General features: G+C 46.1%; 15 protein-coding genes. 7 read left to right on the plus strand and 8 right to left on the minus strand.

Annotated elements, in window-relative coordinates:
* Positions 1 to 152: 152 nt before the first annotated feature.
* Positions 153 to 770 (plus strand): hypothetical protein, encoded by a 618-nt coding sequence (locus JNN12_01760; GenBank protein MBL7977037.1) that lies wholly within the window; start codon positions 153 to 155, stop codon positions 768 to 770.
* Between the two features lie 131 nt (positions 771 to 901).
* Positions 902 to 1,252: a ribosome-associated translation inhibitor RaiA gene (raiA, locus tag JNN12_01765; protein ID MBL7977038.1), complete on the plus strand. Its 351-nt coding sequence runs from the start codon at positions 902 to 904 to the stop codon at positions 1,250 to 1,252.
* A 235-nt stretch (positions 1,253 to 1,487) separates the two neighbouring features.
* Here raiA and JNN12_01770 read toward each other — a convergent pair whose 3' ends face one another.
* Positions 1,488 to 1,895 carry a rhodanese-like domain-containing protein gene (locus JNN12_01770; GenBank protein MBL7977039.1) on the minus strand — a complete coding sequence of 136 codons (408 nt, stop codon included), beginning with the start codon at positions 1,893 to 1,895 and terminating at the stop codon, positions 1,488 to 1,490.
* 210 nt (positions 1,896 to 2,105) lie between these two features.
* On the opposite strand from JNN12_01770, the gene JNN12_01775 reads away from it, so the two are divergent.
* Positions 2,106 to 2,867, plus strand: a complete 762-nt coding sequence (locus JNN12_01775; protein MBL7977040.1) for an endonuclease/exonuclease/phosphatase family protein — start codon at positions 2,106 to 2,108, stop codon at positions 2,865 to 2,867.
* Here JNN12_01775 and JNN12_01780 read toward each other — a convergent pair whose 3' ends face one another.
* Both JNN12_01780 and JNN12_01785 read right to left on the minus strand, forming a co-directional pair.
* On the minus strand, positions 2,868 to 4,394 hold the full coding sequence (locus tag JNN12_01780; GenBank protein MBL7977041.1) for a HAMP domain-containing histidine kinase: 1,527 nt from the start codon (positions 4,392 to 4,394) through the stop codon (positions 2,868 to 2,870).
* A complete protein-coding gene (locus JNN12_01785) occupies positions 4,394 to 5,125 on the minus strand; it encodes a response regulator transcription factor (GenBank protein MBL7977042.1) in 732 nt (243 codons plus the stop codon). The genes JNN12_01780 and JNN12_01785 overlap by 1 nt, the downstream gene beginning before the upstream one ends.
* 230 nt (positions 5,126 to 5,355) lie before the next feature.
* Between JNN12_01785 and JNN12_01790 the strand changes: the two genes are divergently transcribed.
* Complete coding sequence (locus tag JNN12_01790; GenBank protein MBL7977043.1) at positions 5,356 to 6,114, plus strand: hypothetical protein; 759 nt, start codon at positions 5,356 to 5,358, stop codon at positions 6,112 to 6,114.
* 234 nt (positions 6,115 to 6,348) lie between these two features.
* On the opposite strand, the gene JNN12_01795 is transcribed toward JNN12_01790, so the two are convergent.
* From JNN12_01795 to JNN12_01810, 4 genes are all read right to left on the minus strand, one after another.
* Positions 6,349 to 6,582, minus strand: coding sequence for a type I restriction-modification system subunit M N-terminal domain-containing protein (locus JNN12_01795; GenBank protein MBL7977044.1), 234 nt, complete (start codon positions 6,580 to 6,582; stop codon positions 6,349 to 6,351).
* Entirely contained in the window at positions 6,583 to 6,738 is a 156-nt protein-coding gene (locus JNN12_01800) for an SAM-dependent DNA methyltransferase (protein ID MBL7977045.1), read from the minus strand.
* Positions 6,739 to 7,186: 448 nt separating this feature from the next.
* Positions 7,187 to 9,448 (minus strand): S9 family peptidase, encoded by a 2,262-nt coding sequence (locus tag JNN12_01805; GenBank protein MBL7977046.1) that lies wholly within the window; start codon positions 9,446 to 9,448, stop codon positions 7,187 to 7,189.
* 79 nt (positions 9,449 to 9,527) lie between these two features.
* Positions 9,528 to 10,916: a Gfo/Idh/MocA family oxidoreductase gene (locus JNN12_01810; GenBank protein ID MBL7977047.1), complete on the minus strand. Its 1,389-nt coding sequence runs from the start codon at positions 10,914 to 10,916 to the stop codon at positions 9,528 to 9,530.
* An 87-nt stretch (positions 10,917 to 11,003) separates the two neighbouring features.
* On the opposite strand from JNN12_01810, the gene JNN12_01815 reads away from it, so the two are divergent.
* Positions 11,004 to 12,785, plus strand: coding sequence for a Na+:solute symporter (locus tag JNN12_01815; protein ID MBL7977048.1), 1,782 nt, complete (start codon positions 11,004 to 11,006; stop codon positions 12,783 to 12,785).
* Between the two features lie 138 nt (positions 12,786 to 12,923).
* On the opposite strand, the gene JNN12_01820 is transcribed toward JNN12_01815, so the two are convergent.
* Complete coding sequence (locus tag JNN12_01820) at positions 12,924 to 13,400, minus strand: ester cyclase (GenBank protein MBL7977049.1); 477 nt, start codon at positions 13,398 to 13,400, stop codon at positions 12,924 to 12,926.
* A 121-nt stretch (positions 13,401 to 13,521) separates the two neighbouring features.
* Between JNN12_01820 and JNN12_01825 the strand changes: the two genes are divergently transcribed.
* Both JNN12_01825 and prfB read left to right on the plus strand, forming a co-directional pair.
* Positions 13,522 to 13,854: a helix-turn-helix transcriptional regulator gene (locus JNN12_01825; protein MBL7977050.1), complete on the plus strand. Its 333-nt coding sequence runs from the start codon at positions 13,522 to 13,524 to the stop codon at positions 13,852 to 13,854.
* Between the two features lie 216 nt (positions 13,855 to 14,070).
* On the plus strand, positions 14,071 to 15,150 hold the full coding sequence (gene prfB / locus JNN12_01830; GenBank protein MBL7977051.1) for a peptide chain release factor 2: 1,080 nt from the start codon (positions 14,071 to 14,073) through the stop codon (positions 15,148 to 15,150).
* Positions 15,151 to 15,292 lie beyond the last annotated feature (142 nt).

Genomic DNA, 15,292 nt, shown 5'->3' on the forward strand with positions numbered 1-15,292 from the left:
CGGAGCGGAAATCTATGCCCGTATTCAATCCTTTATCTCCACTGTCCGAAAACTCCAATTCAATCCTTTCAATGAACTCTATACCGTGCTATCTGGCGGTATCCCAGAGTATCGGGGCCCCGCAGGCTAACCAGTTACGAAAAATAAACTAAATGCAGCACGGTCGAAATTTTCGGATTCTTGCCTTGGGCGATTCCTATACCATTGGTGAAGGGGTTTTGCCAGAACATCGTTGGCCTAATTTATTGGCCCAATACATACATACAGGGGGGATTTCCTGCGAAGTTCCGGTATTGATCGCCCAAACGGGTTGGACCACCGACGAATTGCAAGATGCATTTATGACAGAAAAGTTAAACCCATCGGTTGATGTTATCACGTTGTTGATTGGGGTGAATAACCAATACAGGGGACAAAAGCCTTCGGTGTATCGTCGTCACTTAACGTCCTTGTTTCAAGTAATCCGGGACTTCTATCCGCAGACACCGTTATTGGTATTGGCCATTCCTAATTGGGGGCTTACCCCTTTTGCGGCAGGTCGAGACCGGGCAAAAATTACATCCGAAATAAAAACATTCAATCAAATAAACCGAGCACTGGCCATCCGGTTTGACGCACGATGGACACCGCAATGGGGGCCGGAAGCGGAGGTTATCCCACCTGCGGAATGGATTGCTGCGGATGGATTGCATTATACCTATATGGTGTATGCGCAATGGGCAAGGGTTGTTTATGACATTTTGCGTACAGAAAACTTTTTTCCTGTGTAAATAAATCCCCTATTGACACAAGGATAAATTGATCTTAACATATACTTAACCTTTTCAACTAAGCACCAATGGGTGTCATTCAGTATGGTGCCTATTGGATTTTTACAAATTTGGTATAGGAGCGATAGCATATGAGAACCCAAATTTCCTCTCGGCAATTCAAAGCAACCGAAACCCTCAAACAATATGCGGAGGAAAAGCTAAAAAAACTCTCCCAGTTTTATCCAGATATTATAGAAATAAAAGTCATTTTTGAACACCTGAAAGATACCAGTGTCAATACTGCGGATGTGGTATTGAGCATTCCGGGCGGAACCCTCACTTCGACGGTAACAGCAGATAAGCATGAATTGGCTTTAGATGAATGTGTGGAAAACCTAAAACGCCAATTGATTAAAATAAAGGAAAAAAGAAATAATCGCCGCGTTTCACCCCCGTCCATCGTCGAGGCAGAACCTGAATTGGAAATGGAAGACGAATAATCGTGCTGAATAACGGGAAGCGTTAAATAAAAATAAGCATACTTTGTTTGCCTTGATCTATCAGGTATTTCTTTTCGATGATTGTTGTGAGTAAGCACAAAGAGGCGAATATCTTGAAAGTATATTCGCCTCTTTTTTTGGAATTTTGTCAAAGGAAAAAAATAAAAATTACCCAATAATTAAATAGAATTTGGATATTAAGCGATGCTTAATATCTTTTTAAAGGTTTTCTGTTTTAGTTTTTGCCTTTTACCACTGGAAGCCCTTGCGCCTGCCATTGTAGCATTCCTCCTTCCATATTGGTCATATTGGTATAGCCTTTTTCTTTAAGGAGGTTATAGGCTTGCTGGCTTCTTCGGCCGGAACGGCACATCATCACCACTTGTTTGTCTTTGGGTATTTCGGTATATCGGCTTTCAAAAACACTCAAGGGGATGTGTATCACGCCGGGGATGTCATAAGCTTGTTCTGCCACCTCGTTGGGCTCACGTACATCCACAAATACCGTCTTTTTACCAATAAGCATATGTGCTTCCGCTACCGAAATTTGGCTACTTGGACTTATAAAAGCTTTTGGGGTACAGCCAGTAGCCGTAACAAGGGCGAGAAATACCAATGTGTGTAATAAGGTTGACTTTTTCATAAAAGGAATGATTAAGGTGATAAAATCGCTTGACGTAAAGGATAAAAAGTACTGCCAAATCACTGAAGGTGAAAACAATACGTCTTTTTTTGTCTTACCTTAATGAAAAACGACAATCCCATGCGAATACTGCTCCTTATGTTTCCATTTTTATGGGCGATAAGTTCATGTAAAAATTTGCCTTATAAAGGGCCAGAAGACCTTAAAGTTATGACTTATAACATCCGATTCAATAATCCTGATGATGGTCTAAATGCGTGGCCTTATCGCAAAGCGGCGGTGCGGCGTCTCGTTTTGTTTGAAAAACCGGATATTTTCGGCATACAAGAAGGGTTGTGGGATCAGGTTCAGTTCTTAGACAGTCTTACACAGTACGAACGGGAGGGAGTAGGACGTGATGACGGGAAGACAAGCGGCGAGTTTAGTGCGTTGTTTTTTCGTAAAGACCGATTTCATCGCCTTGATGGTGGTACTTTTTGGCTGTCGGAAACACCCAATGTCCCGTCCAAAGGGTGGGATGCGGCCCTTAACCGAATTTGTACATGGGCGAAATTACAAGACCGCAGAAATGGAAAAAAAATAGTCGTTTTGAATACCCATTTTGATCATCAAGGTATGGAAGCGCGTATTCAATCTGCCGAATTGTTGCACCATAAAGCCAAAGAGCTGACTCATGATGGGCCTGTGATCTTATTAGGAGATTTTAACCTGCCCCCCGAAAGCGTACCGATAAAAAAAATACAAAGTTTTTTTCAAGATGCTTTTCTGGCAACCCAAACCGAACCTTTTGGCCCAGTTGGTACGTTTAACGCGTTCAAAATAGCGCAGACATATAACCATCGTATAGATTATGTGTTTGTAAACAATGGCTTTGTGGTATTGGATTATCAGGTAAGGAGCGATGTTCGGTCGGGTGGGTATTTCTTGTCAGACCATTTCCCGGTCATCAGTCGTCTGGTATATCAAGAATAATCAGGAGGTGGGAAGCGGTTCGGCTGGGTGCAGGGGGAGTTGGATGGTAAAAGTGCTGCCTTTGCCCTGAATACTTGCTGCAATCATTTGACCACCATGTGCTTCTGTGATGGCTTTGGAGATGGCCAATCCTAGCCCCGTTCCATGTGCACCCCGTGTTCTGGCGTCCCCACCTCGGTAATACCGCTCAAAGACATGTTTCAGTTCCTCTTCACTCATGCCACTGCCCGTATCGCGTACAAAAATAGACAAAAGGTGTGTATGCCTTTGCACGCCAAGGGTAACTGTTCCGCCAGCGGTTGTGTGCCGCCGGGCATTGGAGAGGAGGTTATCCAATACGCGCAGCAGACGCAAACCATCTGCCTGAATGGGCGGCAAGCCGGAGGGGATTTCTAGTACCAATTCAAGGCCAGCACTTGTAAACAATCGTCGGTGACCGCGTGCCGCTTCATGAAGCAGCTCGCTGATTGGGATGGATTCGCGTCGCAAGGTGTAGTGCCCCGCATCTAACAAACTAAGCTCGAACAAGTCTTGCAACAGGCGGTTTAGGTATTGGGCTTGTTCTCGTGCTGTTTTAAGGGCATCTCGTGCGGCTACGGGGTTCCGAACGTCGGTGTGCCGTTCTGCTTCTTCTATATTGCCCAAAACGGCAGCAATGGGGGTGCGTAAATCATGGCCAATATTGGCAATGAGTTCACGGCGTACTTGGTCGGTGGTACGGAGGGCTTCTACACTCGTTTCAACTTCTGCTGCCATCTGATTAACGGCTCCAGCCAATCGGCCCAATTCGTCATGGCCTGTTTGCTGGATTCTGGTTTGATAATTTCCTTGTCCAATAGCCTCCACTTTTTCCGTAATTTTACGAACAGGTGTTACCAGACGCCATGTTAGAATTCCGCCCATCATCAAGGCCACAACCCCCCCAATGAGCAATACGATCAGTAGGGCATCCACGAAAGTTTGCTGCACGCTCGATAATTCGCCCTCCAAGGTCTTACGGAGTGAAGGTGCATAGATGGCGCCAGCGAGTTCTCCTTTATAAAAAAATGGCGTTATCCCCCAAGATTGATCCACCCGGAAAAGTGAACGGGGAAAAGAAATGAAGTTGTTGTTGTTTTGGATGGCTGAAAGTCCTTCTATGGGGATGGTAGAAAGGTTTGTCCGTGTGGTATCTGATTCTGATAAACCCGCAAATTGTTCAGGGGAAAGGACTTCCCCCTTTCTGTCTGTGATGAAAATGGGGTCTTTTAAACGTCCCGTCAAATCCAGGTAAGCAAAAGAGGGCATCTGAAACGATCCATCCTCTGCAAATTCAGCATTTCGTTCCATTTCAGCGGCCACATTGTTCAGTTGCAAAGCCACACTATTCTGGATTAAAGTTACGCTCTGCGAAGCGGCAATCCATACCGTAATCCCAACCGCCACCAGCCCTGTAAGCAATTGAGCACCAATCAGAATACCCGCAACCCGCCAGAAAATTGAATTTCGAACGGCAACCCGAAGGGCGGGAGGAGCCGGAAGTTGCATTATTCCTCGTCTTTGCTTTGGAATTTGTATCCAAGACCCCAAACCGTCCGAACATAACGCGGGTTCTCGGAATCACGCTCTATTTTGGTCCTTAGGCGCTGAACATGCGAATCCACCGTCCGGTCATACCCTTCATACCGGATGTCCCAAACTTTTTCCAATAATTGCCCTCGGGTAAAAGGGCGATCTGGGTTTTGCATCAGAAAAAGCAAAAGATCAAATTCACGCACCGTTAGATGAAGTAATTGTCCGTCTTTGCGTACCTCCCGACGGGTCACATCCAAATGAAGGCCATCGAATTGCAGAAGTTCATTCGGCGTTACTTTGGGGAACGTATTGCCACCACCCGATTCTTGGGTCAGCCGAATCCGCCGAAGAATGGAACGAACACGGGCAACCAGTTCTTGTAAGCTAAACGGTTTGGTGATGTAGTCATCTGCACCCACTTCCAGCCCCACTATTCGGTCTATTTCGTCGGTTCTTGCGGTCAGCATCACAATATAGAGCAAAGGATGTTGTGCCCGAACCCTCCTACAGACTTCTAAGCCATCAAACCCCGGTAACATGACGTCCAGCAGCAGCAAATCGGGTAATTGGGCTTGTACGGCATCAACCGCATCAGGACCGCTACCAACCACACGGATGTCGTAGCCAGAGTCTCGCAATCGCCCGGATACTAATTTTGCCAGTTCAGCATCATCTTCCACTAGTAAAATATTCGGATTGTTCATATGGGGTCACTCATTAGGTTTGGAAAGATACCCTTAACTTTTTTAAAGTACGTTGTTTCTAAGGCGTGTAAGCCCATAAAGGCGCAACTTTTTTTTCTGCGCTCAGATCAATATAAAAAACCTGCATCCGAAAAGAAGGCTCGTACAAAAATCCCATGCTCATTCCATACTTTTGTGACAACTTCTAAACAAGGTTCGTCGTTCTTTTGGAAACGTAAACCAATATGCCCATGACCCACCGATACCTTTTTCCTTTATATGTGATTTTAATCGCCCCAGTGGGGTGTTTATTTGCGCAACCTAGTGCCCAAAGTCTTTGGAATCAGTGGCGTAGTGGTCAACGCCAAGAAACACAACGTTTTCAGCAAATGGCGGCCAATGAATCTGCACGTTGTATTATTGAGAACCGTTTTGAGAAATGGGACTTGGTGACTGAAGCCAAAATTTCGCGTCAGACGGGTAGTTTTGAGCCGAATCGTCGGTTTGTAAATGCGACACTCAATGGTCGTGCGGTCAGTGATCTCGGAAATTTGGATTTTGGTGGACAAGCAGAGTGGCGGCCCCGATTCCGACGCATCTGCCAAGCATCCGTTGTGCTCAATCCAGGACTCCTACTCAATTTGGAAGCTAAGTCAAATGCTAAACTGGAAAACTTCGACGGCAATTCTGCTTACCGGATTAAACTTGAGGTAAAAAATACCAACCTGCCCATACGAGCAGCCGAAGTATGGATTTCGCGCCGTGACGGAAGGTTGCTGGCTGCCCGATTGGTGCGTCCGTTACCTTTCCCCCGGTTAGACGAGCCGGGAGGACCGTCTCCACCTGATCCATTGATCGTAAATCTGTATTTTGACCGTTTACAAGGCATAGACCTTATTAAGCGCTCCGAAGTCACGGTTACATTTAAACGAAAAATGCGGGGCCAAGTCTTTCATACCGTTATACAACTCAATGCGCAGTATAATGGCTTTGCGTTTTTTGAAAAGTGATCCTACTTTTTCAGAATATTCAGGGTTTGCAGGGTGTCTCTTGGTATTGGGCATAATGTTTCACGGCTTTGCGAAGGTGGCGACTTTCACCACTAAACTTCAATCGAAGCACCAAGTTTTGATTAATCACTTCACTGTCATACGAAGCACTGCACCGCCACTTTTACAAAACCGCTGTTACCAACTGGCGTTCTGTCGTCCGTGTTTGTAAACCATTGTCGTTCTTGAGTTTCACTATATTTGTCGGGCAAATACTTTGGGCAAAACGCCTTTTAAGGAAGTATTTTCTTTTTCGATGACATCCATGGCATCGTCCACAAACTTCCCGATTTCCGGTTGCTTGGCTTTCGATTGCAAGTAGGTCCATCGGGCATCCTGCGGCACAAAAAATACATTTTCTGCTTTGTATTCGTCTTTATCTTCGGGGTCTGCTCCGTTTGCTTCGTCTGCTTTTAGTCTTGCATACAATTATTCAAAAGCATCAGAGATATATTTCAGGAAGATGACACCCAACACAATGTGCTTGTATTCGGTAGCGTCAATGTTTGTGCGGAGTTTGTCGTCAGCTTTCCAGGGTTGTTTCTCTAAAGGTTCTTCCGTTGTTGCTTTTTGTTTTGCTATTATGTTTTCTTAAGTTTTAATTCGTTTTTAGCCTGCCGATCGGCAGACAGTTCTGCTAAATTATGTTTTTAATGTCCATTATCGTCATTGGGTGTGGTGGCAAAAATGGCTTTTGGGGCGTTGGCTCTTGTGTCTGTGAAAACCAAATATGCCATTTACGGCGAGTTGGCTTTTTATACGGATGCTTCATAGTACAATACCTTTGGAAAAGTTGTATGGATTCAATAGAATATAGGGATTGAACGAAACAACGCCACAATGTCTTTTCTACGTAGTAAAAATAACGTTTTTCTCAAGAAATATGACCAAGTAGTCTGTGCAAGCTTATTTCGGAAAGGCATAAGCGAAAAGAAAGGATTGCAATGAAAATAAAGTGATTGTTCTTTGGTTTTTAGACGAAAAACGGCCCCTCCCAGTTTGGAAGAGCCGTTTTTTCTTGGCAAACGTTGGGTTATTCCACAGGTTCGGGCTTAAGGTGTTGCTCGAAATAATCTAAGCGAAGCGTATTGTAGTGCTTGCCGGATGGACCACCAATGCCGTGGCGGTTAAGTGGATACATCATTAGATCGAATTTTTTACCTTCCTTCACCAGTGCTTCGATCAATTGCATGGTATTTCCGGGATGAACATTGTTATCAATGGTGCCATGTACCAAAAGGAGTTTGCCTTTCAGGTTTTTGGCATAAGTCATCGTAGCCCCTTCATCATAGCCGGACTTGTTTTCTTGCGGCGTAAACATATAGCGTTCGGTGTAGATGGTGTCGTAGTTCCGCCAATCGGTCACGGGTGCACCTGCCACGCCCACATGATACACCTCTGGTTCGCGAAGTAAGGCCAAGGCGCTCATATAGCCGCCGTAGGAATGACCATAGATACCCACACGGCTACAGTCCACAAAGCTAAATTGGGCGCAAACCTGTTTAATGGCTGCGGTTTGGTCGTCTAAATCCACCAAGCCCAGTTTTCGGTAGGTTGCGGTTTCAAACGCTTTTCCTCTGCCCACCAAACCTCGGTTATCCACATGCCAGACGACGTAGCCCAATTGTGCCAACGCCTGCAAATTATTGGCCATATTATAGCTATTCCGAATGGCTTTGGAGTGCGGTCCCCCATATACGCTTACGAGTAAAGGATATTTTTTGGCGGGATTATAGCCCGCTGGACGATATAAAATGCCGGGCAGGTCGGTTGCTTGATCGGCGGCTTTTACGATTACCAATGCTGGTTTTTCGAGTTTCCAACCATCCACTTTATCGGTTTTGGAAGTGGCACGGTTTTCAATCAGGGTTCCGTCTGCTTTGTGTAAATTTGACGTTGTGGGGGTAGAAAAATTGGAGTACGTGTCGAGGTAATAAGTGGCCGTATTGTCCATCGAAATATTATGACTTCCGGGAACAGTAGTCAGGGCTTGCGCCACGCCTGTACCATCTAATTTGGTTCGCATAAACACGGTTTCCATGCCCATATTGTCATTCGCCATATAATAAACATAGCCATTTTTTTCGTCCACATGCACCACATTTTGTACAGGCTTCGTACCGCTTGTCAAAGATTTTAGGAGGTTTCCTTGCCAATCATACATGTATAATTGGCGGTATCCACTGCGTTCGGAACTCCAGAGGAAACTTTTGCCGTCTTTGAGTTGGAAATAATCGTCTTGCAGATTCACAAACTGAGGTTCTTGCTCAGTGAGAATGGTACGCAAGGTTCCTTTTTTTGCATCTGCAGCCAGTAGTTCCACCACATTTTGTTGGCGGTTTACCCGCTGGAAGGTCAGTTCTTTGCTATCCAATGTCCACGTGGGGCGAACAAGGTAGTTATCGGCGGTGCTATTGGTGGCCAATTCTACTTTTTTACCAGTGGGTATTTCAGCGATAAATAGCTTAACGGTGGGGTTGGGTTCGCCCGCTTTAGGATAGCTTTGCAATTCTAATTCGGCCTCGGGTGCATTGTCGCGCACCAGTGGGTATTTCCATACGGCGGATTCATCGGAGCGATAAAAGGCCAGTCGTTTGCTATCTGGCGACCACCAATAGGCGGTTTGTTGGTCAAACTCTTCGGGATAGACCCAGTTGGGGCGTCCATTGAAGATGTTTTCGCTACCGTCGTTGGTGATGCGATAGGTTTTGCCATTGCGGGTATCCGCCACATACAGGTCATAATCCACCACATAGGCAAACCAGTTATAATCTGGAGAGTATTCCCCATTCCAAAGTTGGCTACCGGACATATTGCGCATCAGGCCATCGGTTCCGGGTTGTTGTTTTACTTCCGGGTGTTTTAATTCTCGGAGTTTCCGACTTTTCAGGTCATAAACAAAAGGCCGCTTTTCTACCTTGAAAAAGATCCCTGAACCCTCATTGGTAAATTGCATCTGTTGCGAGAACGGCAGGTTCTGTACGCCAAGGCCTGTTATATCGTTGTACTGTCGGATAATGGCTGTGCGCTGGGCCTCGTCAAAAAGCAGGGTTTTAACTTTTGTAACGGGATCCACTTTATACCATTGTGCGGTTTCGGTTTTGCCTTGTTGCCCACTTTCATAAACCAGTGTAGCGGCTTCGGTGGGGTGCCAGCGCATAAAGGTGGAGCCATTCATAGAGGTTGCCGGCCCCGAGGTCATTGCTTGGTAAAGGGCTTTGCCACGGGGTTGGGCAAAGATGATTCCAAAGGCCAGGCCGCATAAGATGAATGATTTTAATAGTTTAATTCGCATGGTTAAACATATTGTTTGGTTAAAGAAGACATAAGTTGTGTTAAGTGAAGGTGGGGCATGTACATGTTTTTTTTGAAATCTATTCTACTACTTCCCAAGCAGTCCACTCCTTCCAGCGGCCCCGTGTAAAATCGGGGACTTGAATCGGTTGACTGCCATTGGCCACCGAAATCTCGGTTAGTTCGCAAATGGCGGAATGCATGGCAGCGTCATAAACATTCATGTCGGTAGGTAAGCCTTTTTGTAGGCATTTAATGAGGCGGTAATCCTCCATATAGTCCATCCCGCCATGTCCGGTTTTGCTACTCGTCAGTTTTTCATTTTTCCAGAGCGGGTGTTCATGTTCGGCATACCAAAGCTTGGCCTCGTCCCAGCGGTGTGCGTTGGCACTTTTTCCCTCGATATAAACCCGTTCTGGATGTCCCTGCAAGATGCCTTTAGTTCCTTGAATGAGTTTGATTCGGCTGTATGGACGGGGCAAGTTGGTATCGTGGCTGAGGTAGATGGTGCGGCCTCGATGGGTTTTGATCATGGAAACGTTGACATCGCCCAATTTAAAGGTTTCCTTTCGCTTGGGATGATCTTCGGGATAATGGTCCTTGGCCCATTCCTGTAAGCCTCGTGAAGGCCCACTCATAGAGACCAAATAGTCTAACTGGTCCCCTCGGTTGATGTCCATCAGATTGGCAATAGGGCCAAGGCCGTGCGTGGGGTAAAGGTTGCCGTTTCGCGCCCACGCATGGGCACGCCGCCAGAGTCCTTCCCCTTCCTCCGAGAATTTGATGTCTCGAAGGTCATGCAAGTAGCCACATTCTCCGTGCAGAATTTCGCCCAGTAATCCCTTCATTTTTAGGTTATACATCAACAACTCGAAACGGTCATAATTGCAATTTTCCATCATCACACAATGTTTACCATACTTTTCGGCGTGTTCCACTAAGGCCCAGCAATCATCCACTTTATAAGCAAAGGGGACTTCGCTGGCAATGTGCTTGCCATTTTTCATGGCATATAAGGCTACGGGTACATGCCACTCCCATGGGGTTGCCGTAAAAACGAGGTCTAATTCCTCGGTATCAATCATGCGTTCAAAATCTCGCGGTCCTTTGGTATAAAGGGTAGGTGGTTTTTGTCCTGCGGCCACGGCCAAGTCGTGTGAACGTTTGGCGTTTACCGCATTGATGTCGCAGATCGCTTTTACTTCCACCCCTTCGAGCGCCAGAAAGTTTTGAACGTGAACGGTTCCCATGCCGCCCACACCAACAAAACCCATTTTAACGACCGGAATTGGTACGGTTGCTAAAGGGGAATTGGGTGGACTGGTCAGGGATTTTCCACGTGCTTGTGGATCTTTGGGATTTAGCCCACTGGCTGCTTGCATAGGACCAGCACATCCGGAAAGTCCGAGGGTTGTAGCAGCCAAACCGGCGGCCCCCCTTTTTAAAAAATTACGACGCGAATTTTCCATAATCAGTTTTATTTGTGGTTTGCGAATGGAATTTGTAGCTTGCATTCCCGCAATCTACACAATAGAATACCTTAAAAATAGTCCCCTATGCAGTTTACCTTGATTGACTGGGTCATAATGGTGACCTTCTTCGTGTTTTCCATGCTTATTGGGGTGTGGTCGGCACGTCAAGCCAGTAAAAATTATAAAGCCTTTTTCTTGGCCGATCAGAACATGAGTTGGTGGCTTCTGGGCATTTCGCTGGTAGCAACCACGTTTTCTACAGACACCCCCAACTTGGTGACCGACCTTGTCCGGACTCAAGGCGCTTTTGGGAACTGGGTTTGGTGGGCCTTTTTGCTCACCGGAATGCTGACGGTTTTCCTCTATGCCAAATTATGGCGTCGTTCGGGGGTAATGACCGATGTTGAATTTTATGAACTGCGGTATTCCGGGCCTGAAGCGGCATTTCTTCGTGGCTTCCGTGCAGCCTACTTGGGCTTGTTGTTTAACGTCTTTGTTATGGCCACCGTTACCCTTGCTGCTATCAAAATTGGGGGGGTAATGATGGGGTGGACGCCGCTCCAAACGGTCTTAATTGCTGCGTCGGTCACCATGATCTACTCGGCGCTCGGAGGGCTAATGGGGGTATTGCTCACTGATTTATTTCAGTTTATCATTGCGATGGTGGGGTCTGTGCTTGCAGCAATCTATCTGATCAATCTTCCAGAAGTAGGGGGACTTTCTAACTTGTTGTCCCATCCGAATGTGGTGCCCAAAATGACTTTTTTGCCCGATCCCAGCACCATTGGCGCAGGGGAAATCCTGACCATCTTTCTGATTCCGATTGCCGTTCAATGGTGGGCCTCATACTATCCAGGGGCCGAGCCTGGTGGCGGGAGCTATGTGGTACAACGGATGCTCTCGGCAAAGGACGAAAAAAATGCCGTAACCGCCACCTTGTTATTTCAGGGAATGCATTACGCACTACGCCCTTGGCCGTGGATTTTGGTGGCCTTTGCCTCGCTGATCATCTTCCCAGATGTGGCCAGTATCGCCGCAAAATATCCACACTTAGACCCGAAAATTGTAAAAAATGACCTCGCATATCCCGCCATGATGACCTTTTTACCCGCCGGCTTAATTGGTATGGTGGTGACTTCGTTGGCAGCAGCCTATATGTCCACCATGTCTTCACAAACCAATTACGGTTCCTCTATTTTGGTGAACGATTTGTATCATCGGTTTATCAATCCCAATGCCACCGACAAAGATCTGGTCTGGATGGGACGCTTTTCTACGGTTCTACTGATGGTACTTTCTTGCACGTTGGCACTCTTTCTGGAAAATGCACTACAAGCCTTCGATCTCATCCTATTGATTGGTGCAGGAACCGGACTTATCTACCTGTTGCGGTGGTTTTGGTGGCGCATTAATGCCATGACCGAGATTGTGGCCATGATTGTGTCGTTCATTGTGGCGCTTTTGCTTAAGTTCACCGCGCTTGGAACAATGGTGCCAGACTGGTCGCACCTGATTGTAACGGTGGCTTTCACGTCGGCTGCCTGGCTACTCACGGCTTTTTTGAGTAAGCCGACATCCGATGAAAAACTGCTTTCATTCTATACCAAAATTAAACCGTCGGGACCAGGCTGGGGCCCAGTGGCTGCAAAAGCCCAAGCCGCAGGACTCGACATAAGTGGGGTTAAAAACGATTTTGGCATTGGGTTACTTTGCTCGGTAGGCGGATTGATGTGCATCTATGGCCTCTTGTTTGCTACGGGCTTTTTCCTGTATGGCAATATAATGGCTGGTTTGGTTTGGCTGCTCATCGCTGCGGCTGGAATTTTGACCATTCGCAAATTTTGGAACCAACTTTCGTTCGAGTAAGGACTTGAAGGGCGCATGAACAATAGGTGAGAGGCACCCCATGTAAAGGGCTTGATTGGCTGGAATCGCATCAATCAAGCCCTTTTCCTAAAGGCAAAATAAAACTCTGGGTAATTTCGTATGGAAGCATCAACTTTGTTAAACCTTGTCTTTACGCTTTGGTCTTGGTTGCTTTACCTTCAACAATCCGACAAATATGGTATAACCAAGTAACGCGCCAAAACCGATCTGACGCATGGTGCCCAATAAATCGGTTGTTTGCCACTCGCGCATAACCTTCCCTGCTTTTACTTCGCGTATAAAAATGCCATGTACCTCCAATTGTTTGCGATTGGCAGGCGCACCCATAAATTTTCCGGTATTAACCGCACGCGAAATAAACCGGATAGATGCCAAGTTGCCCTCTACGACGATATGTGGGAACTCCATGTTCAGATTTGAAAAAGCCGTTTTCATATCTTGCATAAACCCAATGTATTCATCTTTGGTAAAGACAAATCCGTCCCCAGTATAGGTAAATTGATCGTCTAAGAGCTGGTCTAAATCGTTCCATCGGCCTTCCAAAATAGCCAATGATACGGCCAGCGCTGTGTTTTGTACTTGATCCCTGTCCATAAAGATACTGTTTTGATTATCGGTGAATGTTTTTTATAAATTAATCTTGATAACTTACCTTGTTCAATATACTTTCCTATTTGAAAGTACTTTCTTTTTGGTAAGTTAATTGCGATCATCTATGAAACGTTATGAACTTAACGGCGTCTTTTACTTTTGTCCTGTTGATCTCACGCTTCAGATAGTAGGAGGGCGTTGGAAGGGCGTTGTGATCTGGAATCTTCGGGATGGACCGAAACGGTTTAGCGAATTGAAAAAGTGTTTAGTAGGGATTAACGACAAGATGCTTTCACAAGTATTAAAGGCATTGGAAATGCAAGGCGTGGTATGCCGTACTGTTCACGAAGTGGTTCCTCCAAAAGTAACCTATCATCTTACACCCGAAGGCGAAATACTTCTTCCAATTATGGAAATGATGAGCATGTATGGGGATAAATATGCTGTTTCATCGTAGTAGCATGGCGGTATCTGGACGTAAATAGGTTGCGGTACTTCGTGCTTATGTGTACGGAAAGACCTACCCCTCCCCAATCATAGACAAGATATTATTTTATGACTGCCTTAACCGATTATGTGCAAACACAAGAGGTGGCATGTCGTATTATATTAAGCTAAACAAAAATCTTAACAACACTTTATATGGCCTTTTTAGATGAGATGAGAGCACGGACTGAAGTGCTCGGGAGGTCTCTTTGACCTCGATACCCGCAGAGAAAAAATCCGTACTTTAGAAGCAAAACGACTTGAACCGGACTTCTGGAACGATGCCGATGCCGCTCGGCAAACGGAGAAACAGGTGTCTGAAGAAAAAAGTTGGGTCGTAATGTTTGACGAACTCTACCGAAAATTAGAGGATGTCGAGACCCTTACCGAGTTGGTAGCCGAAGATCCCGATCCCGAATTACTCGCCGAAGTTACAGGGGAAGAAAAAGCCCTCGCCGAACTTCTGGAAAATGCCGAAATTCGTTCCATGCTCACCGAGCCAGACGACCACCGCAACGCCATTCTTAACATCAATTCCGGCGCTGGTGGAACCGAAAGCCAAGATTGGTCCGAAATGCTCATGCGTATGTACATTCGCTGGGGCGAGAGCAAAGGGTATGTCGTTAATACGTTGGAGTATCAGGAAGGCGAAGTGGCGGGCATTAAGTCTTGTACCCTTCGCTTTGAAGGCCCATCAGCATTTGGCTATCTGAAGGCCGAGTCTGGCGTACATCGCTTGGTTCGCATTTCCCCGTTCGACTCCAACGCACGCCGTCATACATCCTTTGCTTCGGTTTTTGTGTTTCCGGAAGTAGATGATACCATTGAAGTGAGCCTGAATGCCGACGATATAGAAATGCAGGTTTTCCGCTCAGGGGGTAAAGGAGGGCAAAATGTGAACAAGGTTTCATCTGGTGTTCGCCTCATTTGGACGGGGAAACTTTCCGATGGGCGTGCAGAACGGGTGGTGGCGGAGTGTACCGAAGAACGAAGCCAGTTGCAAAACCGCGAAAAGTGTATGATGATGCTCAAAAGCCGGATATATTTGTTGGAACGTGAAATTCAGGACGCAGCCCGTAGCCATTTGGAAAAAGGCAAAAAGAAAATCGAGTGGGGAAGCCAAATCCGTTCCTATGTTTTCCAGCCCTATACGATGGTCAACGATCACCGGATTGAACTGAAAAGCACAAATATTCAGGCAGTTATGGATGGAGATTTAGACCCATTTATCAAAGGCTATCTGATGGCGACGGCGCTCTCAGATTAAGAACAATAGTTGAAGGCCGGGTTTTCCGGCCTTATTTTATGGCATCAAGATTGATCAAGCATAAAGTGAAGCAGTAGCATCTTGGGGTACGGATTTATTTAGGGAAGACATCTTCCCGTTTTAGGTTTTTTAGCAAGACATT

Source organism: Bacteroidetes Order II. bacterium, assembly GCA_016788705.1.
Taxonomy (GTDB): Bacteria; Bacteroidota; Rhodothermia; order Rhodothermales; family UBA2364; genus UBA2364.

Excerpts from the sequence above, each read along its gene's own strand:
- JNN12_01780 (MBL7977041.1), bottom strand. The coding sequence starts at position 4,394 with ATGCAACTTCCGGCTCCTCCCGCCCTTCGGGTTGCCGTTCGAAATTCA.
- JNN12_01790 (MBL7977043.1), top strand. The coding sequence starts at position 5,356 with ATGACCCACCGATACCTTTTTCCTTTATATGTGATTTTAATCGCCCCA.
- JNN12_01760 (MBL7977037.1), top strand. The coding sequence starts at position 153 with ATGCAGCACGGTCGAAATTTTCGGATTCTTGCCTTGGGCGATTCCTAT.
- JNN12_01815 (MBL7977048.1), top strand. The coding sequence starts at position 11,004 with ATGCAGTTTACCTTGATTGACTGGGTCATAATGGTGACCTTCTTCGTG.
- JNN12_01820 (MBL7977049.1), bottom strand. The coding sequence starts at position 13,400 with ATGGACAGGGATCAAGTACAAAACACAGCGCTGGCCGTATCATTGGCT.
- JNN12_01805 (MBL7977046.1), bottom strand. The coding sequence starts at position 9,448 with ATGCGAATTAAACTATTAAAATCATTCATCTTATGCGGCCTGGCCTTT.
- JNN12_01770 (MBL7977039.1), bottom strand. The coding sequence starts at position 1,895 with ATGAAAAAGTCAACCTTATTACACACATTGGTATTTCTCGCCCTTGTT.
- JNN12_01775 (MBL7977040.1), top strand. The coding sequence starts at position 2,106 with ATGACTTATAACATCCGATTCAATAATCCTGATGATGGTCTAAATGCG.
- raiA (MBL7977038.1), top strand. The coding sequence starts at position 902 with ATGAGAACCCAAATTTCCTCTCGGCAATTCAAAGCAACCGAAACCCTC.
- JNN12_01825 (MBL7977050.1), top strand. The coding sequence starts at position 13,522 with ATGAAACGTTATGAACTTAACGGCGTCTTTTACTTTTGTCCTGTTGAT.
- JNN12_01810 (MBL7977047.1), bottom strand. The coding sequence starts at position 10,916 with ATGGAAAATTCGCGTCGTAATTTTTTAAAAAGGGGGGCCGCCGGTTTG.
- JNN12_01785 (MBL7977042.1), bottom strand. The coding sequence starts at position 5,125 with ATGAACAATCCGAATATTTTACTAGTGGAAGATGATGCTGAACTGGCA.